Source organism: Rhizobium sp. BK376, assembly GCF_004341625.1.
Taxonomy (GTDB): domain Bacteria; phylum Pseudomonadota; class Alphaproteobacteria; order Rhizobiales; family Rhizobiaceae; genus Rhizobium.
This window is the reverse complement of the sequence record NZ_SLZG01000019.1, coordinates 1-14,744: the sequence shown is the minus strand read 5'-3', so window position 1 is coordinate 14,744 and position 14,744 is coordinate 1. Positions and strand designations below refer to the sequence as shown.

General features: G+C 57.3%; 13 protein-coding genes. 12 read left to right on the top strand and 1 reads right to left on the bottom strand.

What is annotated here, in order from left to right; translation table 11 throughout:
• Positions 1-10 precede the first annotated feature (10 nt).
• The 6 genes from EV561_RS28455 to EV561_RS28430 all read left to right on the top strand — a co-directional run bounded on the left by EV561_RS28455 (position 11) and on the right by EV561_RS28430 (position 6,380).
• Positions 11-1,210, top strand: coding sequence for a hypothetical protein (locus tag EV561_RS28455; RefSeq protein WP_132526816.1), 1,200 nt, complete (start codon positions 11-13; stop codon positions 1,208-1,210).
• Positions 1,203-1,631, top strand: coding sequence for a hypothetical protein (locus tag EV561_RS28450; RefSeq protein WP_132526814.1), 429 nt, complete (start codon positions 1,203-1,205; stop codon positions 1,629-1,631). The genes EV561_RS28455 and EV561_RS28450 overlap by 8 nt, the downstream gene beginning before the upstream one ends.
• Positions 1,631-2,038 (top strand): hypothetical protein, encoded by a 408-nt coding sequence (locus EV561_RS28445; protein WP_132526812.1) that lies wholly within the window; start codon positions 1,631-1,633, stop codon positions 2,036-2,038. The genes EV561_RS28450 and EV561_RS28445 overlap by 1 nt, the downstream gene beginning before the upstream one ends.
• Complete coding sequence (locus tag EV561_RS28440; RefSeq protein WP_245513004.1) at positions 2,035-4,254, top strand: AAA family ATPase; 2,220 nt, start codon at positions 2,035-2,037, stop codon at positions 4,252-4,254. Before EV561_RS28445 ends, EV561_RS28440 begins: the two co-directional genes overlap by 4 nt.
• Before the next feature lie 133 nt (positions 4,255-4,387).
• Positions 4,388-4,945 (top strand): hypothetical protein, encoded by a 558-nt coding sequence (locus EV561_RS28435; protein WP_132526810.1) that lies wholly within the window; start codon positions 4,388-4,390, stop codon positions 4,943-4,945.
• A gap of 73 nt (positions 4,946-5,018) precedes the next feature.
• On the top strand, positions 5,019-6,380 hold the full coding sequence (locus EV561_RS28430) for a PIN domain-containing protein (protein WP_132526808.1): 1,362 nt from the start codon (positions 5,019-5,021) through the stop codon (positions 6,378-6,380).
• Between the two features lie 152 nt (positions 6,381-6,532).
• Here EV561_RS28430 and EV561_RS28425 read toward each other — a convergent pair whose 3' ends face one another.
• Positions 6,533-8,701, bottom strand: a complete 2,169-nt coding sequence (locus EV561_RS28425; RefSeq protein WP_132526806.1) for a hypothetical protein — start codon at positions 8,699-8,701, stop codon at positions 6,533-6,535.
• A gap of 625 nt (positions 8,702-9,326) precedes the next feature.
• On the opposite strand from EV561_RS28425, the gene EV561_RS28420 reads away from it, so the two are divergent.
• The 6 genes from EV561_RS28420 to EV561_RS28395 all read left to right on the top strand — a co-directional run bounded on the left by EV561_RS28420 (position 9,327) and on the right by EV561_RS28395 (position 14,341).
• On the top strand, positions 9,327-10,409 hold the full coding sequence (locus EV561_RS28420; protein WP_132526804.1) for an MBL fold metallo-hydrolase: 1,083 nt from the start codon (positions 9,327-9,329) through the stop codon (positions 10,407-10,409).
• Positions 10,410-11,132 (top strand): hypothetical protein, encoded by a 723-nt coding sequence (locus EV561_RS28415; protein ID WP_132526802.1) that lies wholly within the window; start codon positions 10,410-10,412, stop codon positions 11,130-11,132.
• A 42-nt stretch (positions 11,133-11,174) separates the two neighbouring features.
• Positions 11,175-11,924 carry a hypothetical protein gene (locus tag EV561_RS28410; protein ID WP_132526800.1) on the top strand — a complete coding sequence of 250 codons (750 nt, stop codon included), beginning with the start codon at positions 11,175-11,177 and terminating at the stop codon, positions 11,922-11,924.
• Positions 11,925-12,308: 384 nt separating this feature from the next.
• Entirely contained in the window at positions 12,309-12,635 is a 327-nt protein-coding gene (locus EV561_RS28405; protein WP_132526798.1) for a hypothetical protein, read from the top strand.
• Positions 12,636-12,643: 8 nt separating this feature from the next.
• Positions 12,644-13,612, top strand: a complete 969-nt coding sequence (locus EV561_RS28400) for a radical SAM protein (RefSeq protein WP_132526796.1) — start codon at positions 12,644-12,646, stop codon at positions 13,610-13,612.
• 111 nt (positions 13,613-13,723) lie between these two features.
• Positions 13,724-14,341, top strand: a complete 618-nt coding sequence (locus EV561_RS28395; protein WP_132526794.1) for a hypothetical protein — start codon at positions 13,724-13,726, stop codon at positions 14,339-14,341.
• Positions 14,342-14,744 lie beyond the last annotated feature (403 nt).

The following is a 14,744-nucleotide window of genomic DNA, read 5'->3' as shown; positions in this document are numbered from 1 at the left end:
CGAGATCTATGTGCGGATCACGGGAAATGCACAGTTTTCGAACCGCGAGATTCCGAGTGAGACCCTCGCCGCCTATAGAGCCGACGGAAAATTTGAGCACCTTAGAACGATCCGCGAGATGCAGGCGGTCTGCGAGCGCCCCAACCATTCGATGGTATCCTTCTTCTCAAAACTGCCGCTCACCGCACGCGACAAGTGCGGGACGCCGATCCGGGGTCCGAAGGATTGGATGACGTGCTACCTGCTCGTCGGCGAGGTGGAGGAATGGCTCCGGACCATGACTTCGAAGGGGCCGGAGCTGTCTCGCCTCAAAATGAGTGGAAATCGCGTCTACCAGACGCACGACATGCTCTTCCTGGCCCCAGTACGGAACCTGATCGAGGGCCGCAACGGCGGCCTGCTCGACGCCGAACTGTATTATGCCTACGGGCGCCTTGAGCGAGCGGACATCGACAACGCACTGGACGGTCGCCGTGAGAATTCGATCTTCCAGCGCTATCTAGGAGACGAGGGACGACATCTCTGTGTCGATACTCACGAGTTCAGGCACCTCTTGTCGAACGAGCTGTTCCGCAATCACGTCTCCGACGTCGTCAACGCAAAACACTTCGGGCGTCACACTCTCAGCGAGACGGCAAAATATGACCATCGATCGCTTTCCGAAGTGGTCGAGTCACTTGAAATCGGACCGGCCGAGCACGAGCTTCTTGGCGAGAGCCACCGGAAGATCATAGCCGAAATCATGGCGGGCAGGATTGGCGGCACGAAGGTCGACACCTTCAATCGTCTGCGCGATTCCAAGGGCGACAAGGCTGCCATCCGATATCTGGCCGGTGCCGTTTCCGGCTTCGCAGCGACGCCGATGGGTGTCTGCACCAGCAACTTCCTGACGGACCCCTGCCCGCGGCACCTCGAATGCTTTCGGGGGTGCAGCCATCTTGCAAGGACCGACGACCCTCGGGAGGCACGGGTGCTTGCAGATCTGCTGGAAAGCTTCACGGTGCAGGAGGCGGCGATCCTCGCCGTGCCGGAGGCGCGACGCAACCTCGGTTGGGAAAACCAGCTTTCCCACGTTCGATCGCAAATCGCCGCGACCCGTGCCGCGATAGCAGCGGCGCCCGGCGCGCGGGTCTTCGCTGGCGGACGCGACCTCTTCCGTTCGATCGACGAGCAGGCGGACGTGCTCCCACGAAGGGAGCGCGATGGCTGACAAGGATCTAGTGCTGATGGAAATTCTGGAACGAATGATTGCCGACAACATCGACGTGGGGTTCCAGTCGGCCGTCCGGCATTCGAACGGAGCCTTCCGCCATGCATCCGATCTGACGCGGATTGCATCCCGAAAGCATCTCGTGGATCAGGCAATCGTTCGCCAACACCAGATCCGAATGCATCTGCTGGGCCATTGCAGCGCATCGATCGAGGAGCTTTCCGTCGAGCTCGCCACAAAGAGGGTCGAAGCGGAAAATCTGCGAAAGCAGGTCGACTTTCTGTCGTCCGTCCTCCTGAGAATGATTGAGACCATGGCGGAGAACGGCCGCGAGAAGATGCGGCAATACATGCGGGATTACGTCGAGATCCTTGCCGATCTGGAGCAGATCAGATCGTTTGCGGCGAAGGAGAAGCCCTGATGGCGAGAGGCACGGGTAAAAGCGGAGCTGCCGTTGCTGCCGAACACGTCGACGCGCTTTTGGAATATCTGGAAACGCACGGCGGGCGGCCCCTTCCCCGACGGGGCGTGGATCTCAACAAGACCCAGATCGCGACCGAGTGCGGGTTCGACAGGCAGGTGTTCCGCACCAACCCCCGCTGTGCCGAACTCCTTCGCGAAGCGGACGAGCAGGATCGCATCGCCTACCTGGACAGACTAGCACAAGCGGAAATGTCCAGGGAGCACAAGGCTGCCGGCGATGCGAAGGTTCATGCCCTGGAGGAGAAGCTGCTCCGCTGCTCCGCTGAAAACCAAGCTTTGAAACGGCGATTGGCGCAACTCGCCCGCGTCGAGGCTCTTCTGGCAGAGACGGGACGCCTTCCATGAACACGGCGGCTCCCCCCTCCGCAGAACGCACGCTCGAAATGACCGTCACGTCGGTCCATCCCTCGCTTTCCGCCGACTATGTGCTGATAGGCAGAGACCAGGCCGACCGTCTGGTCCGCGCGCTTGTCCCCGGACGGATCGTGCCCAAGGTCCCTGTGGTTGGAGAAGTCTGGCGGCTGAGCGGCGCGCAGGTCGTGCATCCATTGTACGGAGAACAGACTGACGCGGTCGTGGCTCTTCCCCTCCTTCCTACCGGCAGGGCGATCGTTCGCTATCTTGCCGTCGACAGCCGCTTCCCGGGTGTGGGGTGGGCGACCGCGGAACTTCTCTGGTCGACCTTCGGGACGGGTTTGTACGGCATCCTCGAACGTGAGGATTCCGCCGCTCTCGCGGCGGTCTGCGGCCCGGAACTGGCTTCGCTGATTGTCTCCGAGTTCGGTGCGTTCTCGAACGACGTTTACGTTTTTCGCGAGTTGGACCGATATGGAGTAAGCGCAAGAACGGCGGGAGCCGCCGCCCGTCTGTGGGGCCGGGGCGCAGTCTCGCGGATCAGGGCGAACCCCTACACGATAGCTCTCCTTGAATCCTGGAAAAGCGTTGATGGCCGCGCATTGAGGATGGGAGTTCTTCCTGGCGACGCCCGGCGACTGGTTGCAGCCGTAGAGGAGGCTCTGTCACGAGCACTGAGGTTTGGGCACATGCTGGCGCCATCGCGGGAGATCGCTCGGGCTACGAGGGCGCTTCTCGGTAGTGGTGCGGCGGATGCACGCCGCGCGGTCGCTGTTTCGATCGGGAAGGGATCGGTGGTCGGTAACGAGGACGGCATGATCCAGCTGCGGGGATGCGAGTTCATGGAGCGGGAGATCGAAGGAAATGTCAGGGAGCGCATAGACAAGCCTGTCGACGTAAGTGGCGCAAAGGTCGGCGTGGCGATCTCCAATCTTGAGGCGGAGGTCGGCTTCGCGCTCACCGGAAAGCAGCGCGAAGCTGTCTTCATGGCATGCGGGGCCGGCATCGCGGCCATCTCCGGTGCGGCGGGTACTGGCAAGACTGCGGTTCTACGAGCGATAATCGAAGCCGTCGAGCAAATGAACGAAGGAAGCAGCACGCCTGGAATACGTCTTGTGGCACTCGCTGGCCGTGCCGCACGACGAATGTCTCTGTCAACCAATCGGGAAGCCTGGACACTTTCCCGCCTGCTGACGGCGTTCGACATGGGCCTGCTGATGGAAGAAGGACTCGTTGTTTTCGACGAGGCCTCCATGCTTGACAGTCCGAGCATCTATCGCGTCATGTCGAGGATCGGTACGAACGTAAGGGTGCTGTTCGTCGGCGATCCCGGGCAGCTTCCGCCAATCGGGCCGGGAATGCCATTTCACAAGATGGTCGGTTCGTCGTTCATTCCGCATGTCAAACTCGACGTCATCCATCGGCACGCTGAGTCGACCGGGATCCCCCGGGTAGCCTCGCGCATAAGGCTTGGAACGTACCCCGACTTCGGCGCCTTTGATTTCAATCTTTCCAGCCGGCCAGGCGTATTCTTCATTCCGTGCCCAAACGCCGAGGTGCCGGAAATGGCTTTGAAGGTCCTGCGATCTATGGTCGGGCCGCCTCCCCGGGCGGGACAGATCGGGCCGTTGCATTCCCGTGACGTTCAGATCCTGACGCAGACCAACCATGGCGCCGCAGGCGCGCGCGATCTTTCCCGAGCGATCGAGTGGGAATACATGAAGAATCAGGAGCCGATCGAGGATTTCGGATTCCATGCAGGGTCCAGGTTGCTCTGGGTGAGGAACGACTATCGCAAGGCTCCCCTGACAGAGCACGGCAAGCACGTAATCGATCCGCGGACGGGTCAGCCGCAGTGCGCCGGTTTCTTCAACGGAAGCCTCGGCGTCCCCAAGATCGTGGATGGCAGGTGTCTCCTGACGATGGACGACGGAAGCGCCGACTTTATTGGCCGCGGCGATCTCGAAAAACTCACGTTCGGTTGGGCGATCACCGTCCACAAGGCACAGGGGTCGTCGTTCAACAGCGTGATAATACCGATCGTGCCCTCGCCCCTGCTCGACAGGACGATGATCTACACGGCTGTGACACGGGCGGAACACTCGGCCGTGCTTGTCGGCGATCCTGATGCCCTGCGACAGGCGATCGAGGCAGCGCCGCGCGCCGCCAGCCGCGGATGCGGCCTCGACTTCGGAGGCAACTTTTAGCGACCGACTGCTAGTGCTCCAATTGGGCGCATTCCACCAGAGTCCTGGTCATTGGCTAACGAAATTGCGGCTGCCGTCTTGACCGGACAGCTTGTGCGCTCGATGCTGCGCGGCATGCCGTTTGGGGGAGCGCATGCTGACAATCAACAGTCTTGAGCAACTGGAGGCGTACGAACGTCATCGCGTCCTGGTCGGATTATTTCTCGACAACGGCTACAGCGACCATGTCATCGCGACGGTGATGAGTGCGAAGCACGGTTTCGATGCCAACGTGAGGAGCGCCTGGCATCTTCTGGTTCCCTATCGGACAGGATTCGCGGTCGACAGCAAGCTCTCCACGAACGCCTATGACATCGAACTCGCCAGGACGATCATCAACGACCATGGAATTCCGAATGCGCGCCTGCCCGTGCTCCTGTTCGAAAACTACGACGGGGACGGCGACGCCTATCTCGTTTCACTGGCTGGGCAATCGGACGCCCAGATCATCCGGACAATCGGAGATATCGCCGACATTGCCACCCGCGAGTACGCGAATGGTAGAAAGGATCCGGCCGAATTCCGGAGTGATGTCACTCGTGCCATCAAGGCGCAGCAGCGCCTTAGAGCCGCGATCTCGTTTGCGAGACGCGGAACGTCCAGCGCGATCGGCCTCCTGGGCATTGGCGCCGCGCTCGGAGGAGGAAGCTGAGGCTCTTGGCCAGTAAGGCCTATCCAAATAAAGTCAAAGAGATATCCAGATTTCCTCGCGATTCGAATTCACCATGTCCATTACAGCGGTTTTCATCGACACTAATTGGTTTCTCCAACTGAGAGATCTGAAAGACCTCCGATGGACTGAACTTTTTCCTGAGGCCAAGCACATTGAAGTCATGGTGGCGCCCGTCGTCATATCGGAGCTGGACAAGCACAAAGTTGGGTCCAGCGACAGACGCAGAAACCGGGCTCGTGCGGCCCTCAAGACAATCGACGAGGCGTCGATGTTGGAGGACGAAACCCTCGTCCTTCGAGAACGAGGGCCGAAAGTCACGCTATCCGTCGCGCCGACGGCAAAGACGGTGCGCGACCATGGCCTCAACCCCGACTCTGCCGACGACAATCTCGTTGCTGCCATGATGGAATTTGGATCCGACGCTGTACTGCTCTCACATGACACCGGCCCGCGAATATCCGCCCGACGCGCGAAGAGGACAGCATTTGCACCGCCTGACGGCTGGCTCCTTCCCGATGAATCGTCAGACGACAGGAAGAAGATCGCCCGCCTCGAAGCGGAGTTGAAATTACTGCGAAACAAATCGCCGGAATTGAAGGTTGAATTTGCCAACGCAGAGCGAGGTCGTATCGGACTTTTGAGCTACCGTATGCCAAAGCTTTCCGAAAAGCGCATCGAACGACTTTCGAATGCCTACCTCTCGGGCAACGCCCGGCAGACCCTGACCATGGGGGTGTCCACATACCGACAGGCGGTGCCGAACATTTATACGCAGGCCGAAGTGGACGAATACAATCGGCAATACGACAAGTTCGCCGACGACGTCCGTAGGTACTTTGACAATCTCCACTCGCGCATCGAAAGAATATCGCGCGCCCCCAGATTGGATTTTGCGATCGTGAACCTGGGCGGCGTCTCGGCGAAAGACTTGGTGGTGGAGCTTCAAGCCGAAGGTGACCTTCAGATGCTTGCCGACGCCGGAGAGCGCAGCAGAACCTTGGGATCTTTTGAGCTGCCGACGGCGCCGAAGCCGGTCAACGTACATATGAGAATGGTGGGGCTTGCGTCGAATTCTATTCAGACCAGCCTAAGGTCTATCGAACGGCACGCCACCCGCGATCCCACATCCGTCCTTTGGATCGATCGCCCAGGTTTGGGCGGCCGCGCGGGCAGGTACGGATGCGAGGATTTCCGACCGGGACGAGTCTTCGTTGATACGGTATTCTTGCTCAGCCCTTCCCTTCCCTGCACTGGAACGTTCAAAATCGTAGCAAGCGCGAGCGACTCGCCGAGCGTCGAGAACGCGATCGACGTGACGATCGGGAAGTCGGAGATCGGGTGGGACGACCCCGTCCTTCAGGACATACTTCCGGAGGTAGTAGTCGAACTTCTGGTGCGCGAGAATACGGACTAGCGCACCATAAAGGCGGCCCATCGCGACTGGCCAGCTAGCACTATGTCACGCCCAGAATCGCCGTCGCAGTTTGGGGACGCCTGGCTCTGCCCAACCTGCGAACTATCTTGAAGCGCGAGCCGCAGGCGAACACTTCGAGCACAGCTCCTTGTTCAGTTGAGGCCGCGCAGAAACGCCGGGTTCACCGCATAGGTGGCGTTTTCCTTGTCGCGACCCCTGTCAGCCTCCAGCCGTCTTATGTCATACGCGCGATCATAGATGAACACAGGCCCGGACGCGCTCTCGACGCCCAGGAAACCGTACCAGAGCAGAAGGTCGAGCGTCTCCTCGAACCCCAGTCCCAAATAGTCGTCCGATAGTATGGAACGGACCTGGGCCGCCGACAGACGGCTTCCGTGACCGATGAAATGATAGAAGATGTCCTCTGGGGTTCCGGCTATGTCACGAAGTTCGTAGCCGAAGTCCGAGACCAGATAGAGCGACATCTGCCGCAGTCCCTCTTCGACATCTTCCTGCGTTACGATCAGGTGACCCCGATTTATCGCGAAGGATAGAATCCGCTCGCAGAGGTCGATAAGGAATCTGGGGCGCCGCAGCGACGTGTCGATCATCCAGTCGAGCGCGTTGCGTCCGTCGTCCAGAACAGGATTGAATGCCTCCCAGACCGCGGTTCCCTGGTGGCTTTCGGCGCTGCTTACAACGCGCTGCTTCAATAGATGGTGTAGCTGGGCGGGATCGGACCAGTCCACTTTGATGGGGTTGTACTTTCCTCGGTCCGAAGTCTGCTGGACCAGGCGCTCGTAAACGTCGCTCCGGAGAAATACGAGATGCTTGAATTCCATCCGCCGCTTTGTCAGGTCGCGCTGTATCCGGCCGAGGGCTTCGATGAGATGTTTGACTGTCAGAACGTCGTGTTCTTCGACTTGTCGGGGTGGCCAGCCCTTGTCAAGATCGTCCACAAGTACGTGAACGGTGGAAAAGAAGTCGGAGAACGAAAGAACTGCTTCGCGAAGCTTCGGAATTAGAGTCTCATACATCGCATTCGTCAGCTGACTGCGCAAATCTGCCTCTGAGCCGACTTTCTGTATTGTGCGGATTACCTCCCTAACCGCGGTCTCAAGTCTCGAAGTGAAGTCCCCGGAGACGACCGCCTCGTCGAAACGGAATTCGTCCTCGATATTTCTGATCCGCTCCTGAAGGGAAAAATCATTTCGAGACTTGGGCAGCACGATCTCCCGCATCTTTAGAACGATTTCCGCATATAGGATATACTGCCAGAATGCCGCGATGGTGTGATCGTAAATTCCGGCATTGACCACTGTAAGCAGTTTCTCCCGCATTTCGCTCAGGTTATGAGTGGCTGGTCTAAGATCCACCACGCACGTCTCTCGGTCTTGCTGGGCGGCTGCGGCAATTTGCAGATAGACCGCGGTCTTGCCGGATCCTTTCCTTCCCGTGACAACGCCCCCTTCTGCGCGAAGAGCGCGCGAGTATTCGGCCGTCTTGATAAAGTAGTAGTTCAGCTGCTGAGTCTCGTTTTCTGCGGCGGACGAGCCAAGGTCGATCTGACCGAGCAGACCGGGTCCGCCGTGGGCGTCGCGTGAAGTCGCCTTCTGGTTCCAGATCAGCGTCTGTTCGCAATACCGGCTTATGTGATCCTCGGTTTCGCGACGAAACGTCGAGTTCGTTATGAAGTCCCGGTAGTCGAGCGCTGCCGGACCATTTTCGTACTGTATCGCCATGGCTTCAATGCCGTATCCGTGGCTGAGGCCGAGCATGAATGCCGCTCTCAGATTGTGGCGCCCGGAATCGACGAGCTCGGCATCGATAATCGGAAGAATCACGCCCGCCGAAGCCGATATGTCGGAAATAGCCTGCGCGGCAGTGAGCCTCGGGATCTCCTGCGGATCGAAGGCTCTGTAGTTTACGTTCGAGTTTTCGACCGCATGGAAGATATGGTTCCGGAAGTCGGTCTTCGCGAGCATGTCGAGAATGAACAGCGGCTGCGAGTGATCCCGCTTACGCACATAGCGATTGATCCAGCTTGCGTCCTGCCACGATGCCAGTTTTTCATGAAGTTCGTTGGCGTTATGATAAGTTGTCCAACCGAGAGTGTCGAAGAGTCCGACCTGTCGCACTCTCTCCACTGCCTTCTCGATGGCGAGGTTGAGGGTCGGGATGACCGGCTTTTCCAGGGCGATGGCATACCCGATTTCATAGAGCACATTGTGGTTCGGATAGGTGATGTCGGCTACAAGGACGTCAGCCTCCTTGATCTCATCCCGGACCAGGTCGTCGAGCTTGAAGCCAGCGATAGTCATGTTTTCCCAAGGCTTTATTGCGAGATTTCCTCGCACGCTTCTTTCCACTGCGCCTCTTATGGCGTCTGATACCAGTGACGATCCCTGGGGATATGCGAAGAAACCTGAATACCGCGGCATAACTTTTCCTGTAAAGTAGAGAGCCAGCCTACACCGTCCCGTGTTCTGAGCACTATCTTTTTACACGCCCAGCGAGTTTTCCACTGCTCGTAGAGCGAATGGCGGGTGCGGGCGATAACCTCCAGAAAGCTGTTCCCGGTTCGATCCCCCGGGAGGATCGGACCCGCGCACAGCGCGGCATTTAATGTTCCCCGTCCCGATGGCTTCCGGAAGACATGAGAGGGGATGGCCGTCACCCGAAGGGCCGCAGCGGAGCGGAGGACGGCTTCGCCGTTGACGGCCATCGCCGTCATGTCATCCTGCGCTCCAGGGTCGACGCGATCTCCAATATCGCCGCTATTCACGACAGCAGACTCGCGCGGTCGGATAGCTCTTCTGCATGTTTCACGCGTCTTTCAGCAGAGTGGAGCACGGTGTCGGGAGCCCGATTACTTGCGTTAATCGTGTGGGAGATAACAAGATAACTCTTGTATTGGTTGCATCTATAAGGCAATTTTCCATTTTGATGGAGGACGGGCGCGTGGGGTACGAAATCGATTTTCTCTCGGTGGGCGACAGCAATGGCGACGCGATTTGCGTCCGCTACGGAACGCCGGAGCTTGGATATGCCGTTCACATAACCGATGGAGGATTCGTCGATACCGGGCAGCGCATAATCGACCATGTGAACAAATACTATGGACATGGTTCGCGGATCGAAAACGTCGTGCTGTCTCATCAAGATAGCGACCACATCGCCGGGCTGATCCCAGTAGTTCGTCATTTTGACGTAGGCGCTCTCTGGATGAACAGGCCATGGTTATATGCAGGCGAACTCCTCCAGGCCTTTCATGGAAATTACACCGTTGAAGGACTTCGGAAGGCGATCCGGGATGCCTATCCCCTCCTAGCCGAGCTGGAGGAGGTTGCCTCCAGTAAGGGGATACCAATCTACGAAACCTTCGCCGGCGCGTGGATCGGAAGTTTTCTTGTCCTGGCGCCGAGCCGCGCCCGATATCTAGCTCTCATTCCGGAATTCGACCGAACGCCTGAAAGCTACACGAAGCCCGTAAAAGGCATTCTCGGCAAGATGTTCGAAGCGGCAAAGAAAGTAGTAAGCTTCTTTGAAACGTGGGGAAGCGAGGCTCTCCAAGAGAATCCCGCACCCACCTCCGCATCGAACGAATCCTGTGTGGTCCAGCTTGGATTGTTCAATGGAAAGACCGTGCTGCTCACGGCCGACGCAGGCCCCACTACACTCTCGGAAGCTGCCGATACCGCAGCGGCAATTGGGCTGCTCTTTCCGCCATCGGTGGTTCAGGTCCCACATCACGGCAGTCGCCGGAACGTCACCCCTGCCGTTCTCAATCGATGGCTAGGCAATCCGTTGCCGGAGGGATCGGCAATTCGAGGCTTCGCATTTTGCTCTGTTGGCGACAATAAGCCGGAATATCCGCGACGTCGTGTTTCAAACGCATTTCTTCGACGCGGGTACCCGGTCTACAAGACCGGCAACGGAGGCGAGTGGCTTCACCATCACGATGATATGCCTGCGCGCGTGGGTTTTCCGATCGCGCCGGTTCCGTTCACGAACTCCTACGAGGAATAGATGGATTTCCTGGACGGCTACGTGGTTCGAGCTCGTCTTTTTCCGGCGATGCTGGCAATGGCGCCCGCGCTTGTATTTCTGTTGGTGGCCGTGGGCTCGTCCTATCGGGATCTTGGCCTGCCCGAAGTTATAATGACCGTTACGGTCGGCGTGCTCTTCTTTGCGTTCGCCGATGTCGCTCGAAGATTCGGACGTCGCGCGGAACGAAAGATCTTTGCCTCCACCGGTGGACGACCGTTCCCCACTGTTCTTCGTTATCGGGACAGGACCCTGAACCCGAAATCAAAGGCAAGGTATCACGCCTACCTCTCCCACAGCCTTTCGGAAGCGGCACCATCACCGGAGCAGGAGGAAGCTGATCCACAAGGGGCCGACGACTTCTACGTCTCCTGTGGGGACTATCTTCGCGAACGTACCCGTGACCAGACGCGATTTCATCTGCTGTTCTCAGAAAATATATCATACGGATTCCGAAGGAATCTCTATGGACTCAAATACGCGGGTCTCGTGCTGAACGCGTTTGTTGTGTCGGGCGTCCTGTGGCTCATATATCGGGCGGAAGGAGAAAATCTGCCGCAATACGGTACCGTTCTCGTAGTGGCGCTTGTGCATGCCATTTACTTTTTGGCAGGAGTGACCCGCAAATCTGTAATTGATGCCGGAGAAACCTATGGTCGCCAGCTCGTCCTCTCTTGTGACGAGCTCATGCGTGGATCTGACTGAGCACACTGCAGAAATTTTATCTGTGCGCTCGGCGAATTCGGCTTGTGGGGCGGTCTGGACTGCTCGGATCAGGCGGATAGAGTGACGTGGGGATCCTCCGGAGATTTTGGGCTGTCGACGAGCGTGTGGAATACGATAGGAAAGATTCTCTATGCGATCCTCCTGGTGGGATTCGCCGGCTTGCTGATCACCAGCGCATACATGAGCCACCGCGACAAGGTCGACACCGACCGGGAGGTTGCCGCTGCATTGGCGCAGTTGGGTTCAATTCAGAAGTCTGACAGCACCCCTCAGGTGAAAGCCAGAAAGTCCATCGAACTCTACTTGCATTCCCGAGACGCCATCGACGCGGGCATGGATGCAGCAAATCCGGGAAATACGCTTCGTGACCGCGTGCTCGCATATACGAAGCTTGGCTACCAGGGAGTGGATCCGCTGCCGCAAGGCGTTTTCGTCTATATGTCCGACATCGATTGCACGAGGCGTCTCAACCCAGTCCGGAACGGGACGCGGGAGCAGTTGTTTTGGGCGTGGGACCAGTTCATGAGCGACCTCGACAATTGGAATCCTTTCGTCACCAGTCCTGGCGCCATGATGGAGGCGTGTCATCAGAAGTATGATGCACTCGTCGCCACGGCAGACAAGCGGGCCGAGGAGGAATCGCATTCCGCGGCAGAGCGGCTCGGAAAGGTCGCGGGCGAGATCAGCAACGCATTCGATGACGCCACGAAACCGCTTCGCGACTTCTGCAATCAATTCAAGGCTGGATTCAAGTCCGCAAAGTCACAATAGAGCGTTGTGGGGCTCGCACTACCGGTGCCTGGCGACAATTCAGACGGCAGCCGCACCGTCCGGATACCTCGTGTCCGCCTCAAAAGCGAGCGGTGTTTTCCTCGCACATTGCCCTAGCGCGGTAGGCCGTTCTGAACGCCACCGCTGCGACATCGATGGCAAGAAGGCACGAGATTACACCAGACGTATCAATGATTGGGTCGGGCGGTGAACACATATCTCGCATGATGCGTCATTTGAATCTGAGGTGTGTTGCCGTGCTTCTTCGGGAGTGCTGAATGGGTTCCTGATTGACACTGGTTGACGATTGGCCCAATGTTGACACTGCCAAATCGCATTCTTTCTCGTTAAAGTTTTCTTTTAGCTGCGGAGATGTAGATTAGCATGAAGATCAACCTTCTCTTGAACCGCTTGTCGTTTGAAAAGGCGTCAGCTTCTGGTGACATTGCTTTCAATGGCTGGCTGCACGGTCCGGCTTCGGGCGACCCCGACATCGACAGTACGCTACCCGTCATGAGTCTGCGGCGCGAGACATGGGGCGGCGTGCTTGTGTACGGCCCAACTGGACAAGTTTATGCTGTCGATAAAGCGGCATACCAACTCCTGGATCGTATCATGTCCGGTGAAACTTTGGATGACGTCAGCCGCGACTCCACTCAAGATATCGAGTCTTTTCGCAAGCAGTTAGATGCACATAGCCTGAAGTTGTAGGTCTCACAGTGATAGATTCCAGTCTGTCCCTATCAGCGCCTCTACACGTCGAGATTGCTGTGACATCGGCATGCCAGTTGCGTTGCGACTATTGTTCGGCGGTTCCCTTTAGTGGGCGGCACTTGCCGTTAACGCGGACGTTGGAATTGATCGCCGAGTTGGGCCAACTGGGGGTATTTTCATTGTTGCTCTCTGGGGGGGAGCCTACAATTCACCGCGGCTTTATTGAGCTCGCCAAAATGGCCGCCGCTTCGGTGCCAGAGGTAATGATCAACTCCAATGGAATCAGACTAGCGCGGCTCGACTATGCGAAGCGGCTCCATGAAGTCGCGCCCGCGTCGCTGGTCGCGATAAGTCTGGATTCTGCTGACACCAAAACGAATGATCAGCACCGAGGGGCGGGCGGTATTAGCGCCGTAAATGCTATAGAGAACCTTGTAAGTCTCGGCCACGCGGTCTGTATATCGACTGTGATGACCGGGGATAACTTTAAGTCTGCGGAATCCTTAATCGACCGCTTCTTCCCCGACGTTCGTGTCTTTCGTTTCTTCCCACGTATCCCACGTTCGGTGGCCGAGGCGAACGACGATGAATATTGGACCGAACTCAGCATCTTCTTCGAGCGGGTTCAGCAGCGCGCCGGCACCCAGCCATGGTTGAAGCCGATCCTGCCTTATAAGAGCGTCCAACGATCTGAGCAGGGATTAATGTTTGATACCCTTGAGCATTGCTGCTGTGCCTTCTCGAAGGCCTTCATCGACAGTTCGCTGCAAGTCTATCCTTGTTACTATTCAGCGAATACGGACACCCGCTATGGAGATCTGCTCCAAGACTCTTTTAAGGCGATTTGGAGTGGGGAGCGCGCACGAGAGACGCGCGAGGCATCGAGGCTTCGCTCGCTCTGCAGCGTCTCATTGCTTCGTCCCCACGTGCCGCACAAATTTCATAGCCAAGACTGGGCGCATGGTTTGACCTAGCTCCAATTTTACAATCGTCGTTAAAAGGGCATTCAATTGGACTCCACTGACCAAATAACTCGTTGGCTAGACGTTCTCCGAATTTCGGCTACCCAATCCTGCGAGCGCTTGGTGCCGAGCGAGATAGATTTCTATCGCGCCAGGTTTGAGGAGGTTGGTTTTGTTCAAGTGCCCGATTTTGTCGAATTTGAAGCTTTGCGGAGTCTCTACGTCGACCTGCTTGCGAGTTCGCGGTCGAAGTTCCGTATCTTTTGGCAGCCGGAGCGTCCTGATCTAAACCGCCAAAAGACTGGCAACAGTATCAAGCGGGTCTATCTTGTGCCTGAGAGTGATGGTGGAGGGATACGTGACGACGAATGGTGTCATCGCCAAGAGCTGCTGAATCTGGGGTTCGGTCGTATCGCGCAAGAAATTCAACCGTTTGTCAACGCAATCGCGGGATCGTGCTCTTATTCGCGCTCTAGTTTTTTTCTCTTTGAAGAGCACGACTACCTGGGATTGCATAATGATGCCAAAGCGGGTGATCGGGTAAACGCCCTCCTTCCAATGTCTATCAACACCGTGGGTGGCATTCGGATTCTGATAAACGAACGTTTAAAGATGTTCTATGACCTCCCTGGTGGCTTGAATATCCTTGGCCCCCGAGTTTGGCACGACGTGCCGCCAATCCACAGATTCCCAGCCCAAGCGGACCCGGTCCGTTTGAATCTCCTAATGAGATATCTTTAACGAGCTGGTCTTTGTCCCAACAATAATCTTGGCTGCGGTACCGCGCGGGTCAATCGAAGAGATGATCCGATTCGAGTTTGGCGGCGGGTTTAGCCCCTATTCGTTAATTTCGGTCCCATCGCGTTCGTAGTCACCACCTCGGTCCGTATCCCCGCTGTCCTTGTGAACCAGAAAAAAGCCTTCCTGCCATCAGGTTTGGTCAGCAAATTAGGATGTAAAGGGAAAACACTGATGTCATACTGGCTCCGCTTAGCCGAATGGACGTTCCTTGATGCCCCTTCCAAAGATAGGCTGTACCCATCCGAGGTGGCTTCCGATTACCCACATCTACTGCAGACGAGGTTGCATCCGATGAATCGTCTGTGATTCTGTCTGTGACGCCGAATCACGGAGGCGTCGCAGA

What these genes read in the sequence shown, in the direction of transcription:
- EV561_RS28450 (WP_132526814.1), top strand. Translation starts at nt 1,203, where the DNA reads ATGGCTGACAAGGATCTAGTGCTGATGGAAATTCTGGAACGAATGATT.
- EV561_RS28445 (WP_132526812.1), top strand. Translation starts at nt 1,631, where the DNA reads ATGGCGAGAGGCACGGGTAAAAGCGGAGCTGCCGTTGCTGCCGAACAC.
- EV561_RS28440 (WP_245513004.1), top strand. Translation starts at nt 2,035, where the DNA reads ATGAACACGGCGGCTCCCCCCTCCGCAGAACGCACGCTCGAAATGACC.
- EV561_RS28435 (WP_132526810.1), top strand. Translation starts at nt 4,388, where the DNA reads ATGCTGACAATCAACAGTCTTGAGCAACTGGAGGCGTACGAACGTCAT.
- EV561_RS28430 (WP_132526808.1), top strand. Translation starts at nt 5,019, where the DNA reads ATGTCCATTACAGCGGTTTTCATCGACACTAATTGGTTTCTCCAACTG.
- EV561_RS28425 (WP_132526806.1), bottom strand. Translation starts at nt 8,701, where the DNA reads ATGACTATCGCTGGCTTCAAGCTCGACGACCTGGTCCGGGATGAGATC.
- EV561_RS28420 (WP_132526804.1), top strand. Translation starts at nt 9,327, where the DNA reads ATGGAGGACGGGCGCGTGGGGTACGAAATCGATTTTCTCTCGGTGGGC.
- EV561_RS28415 (WP_132526802.1), top strand. Translation starts at nt 10,410, where the DNA reads ATGGATTTCCTGGACGGCTACGTGGTTCGAGCTCGTCTTTTTCCGGCG.
- EV561_RS28405 (WP_132526798.1), top strand. Translation starts at nt 12,309, where the DNA reads ATGAAGATCAACCTTCTCTTGAACCGCTTGTCGTTTGAAAAGGCGTCA.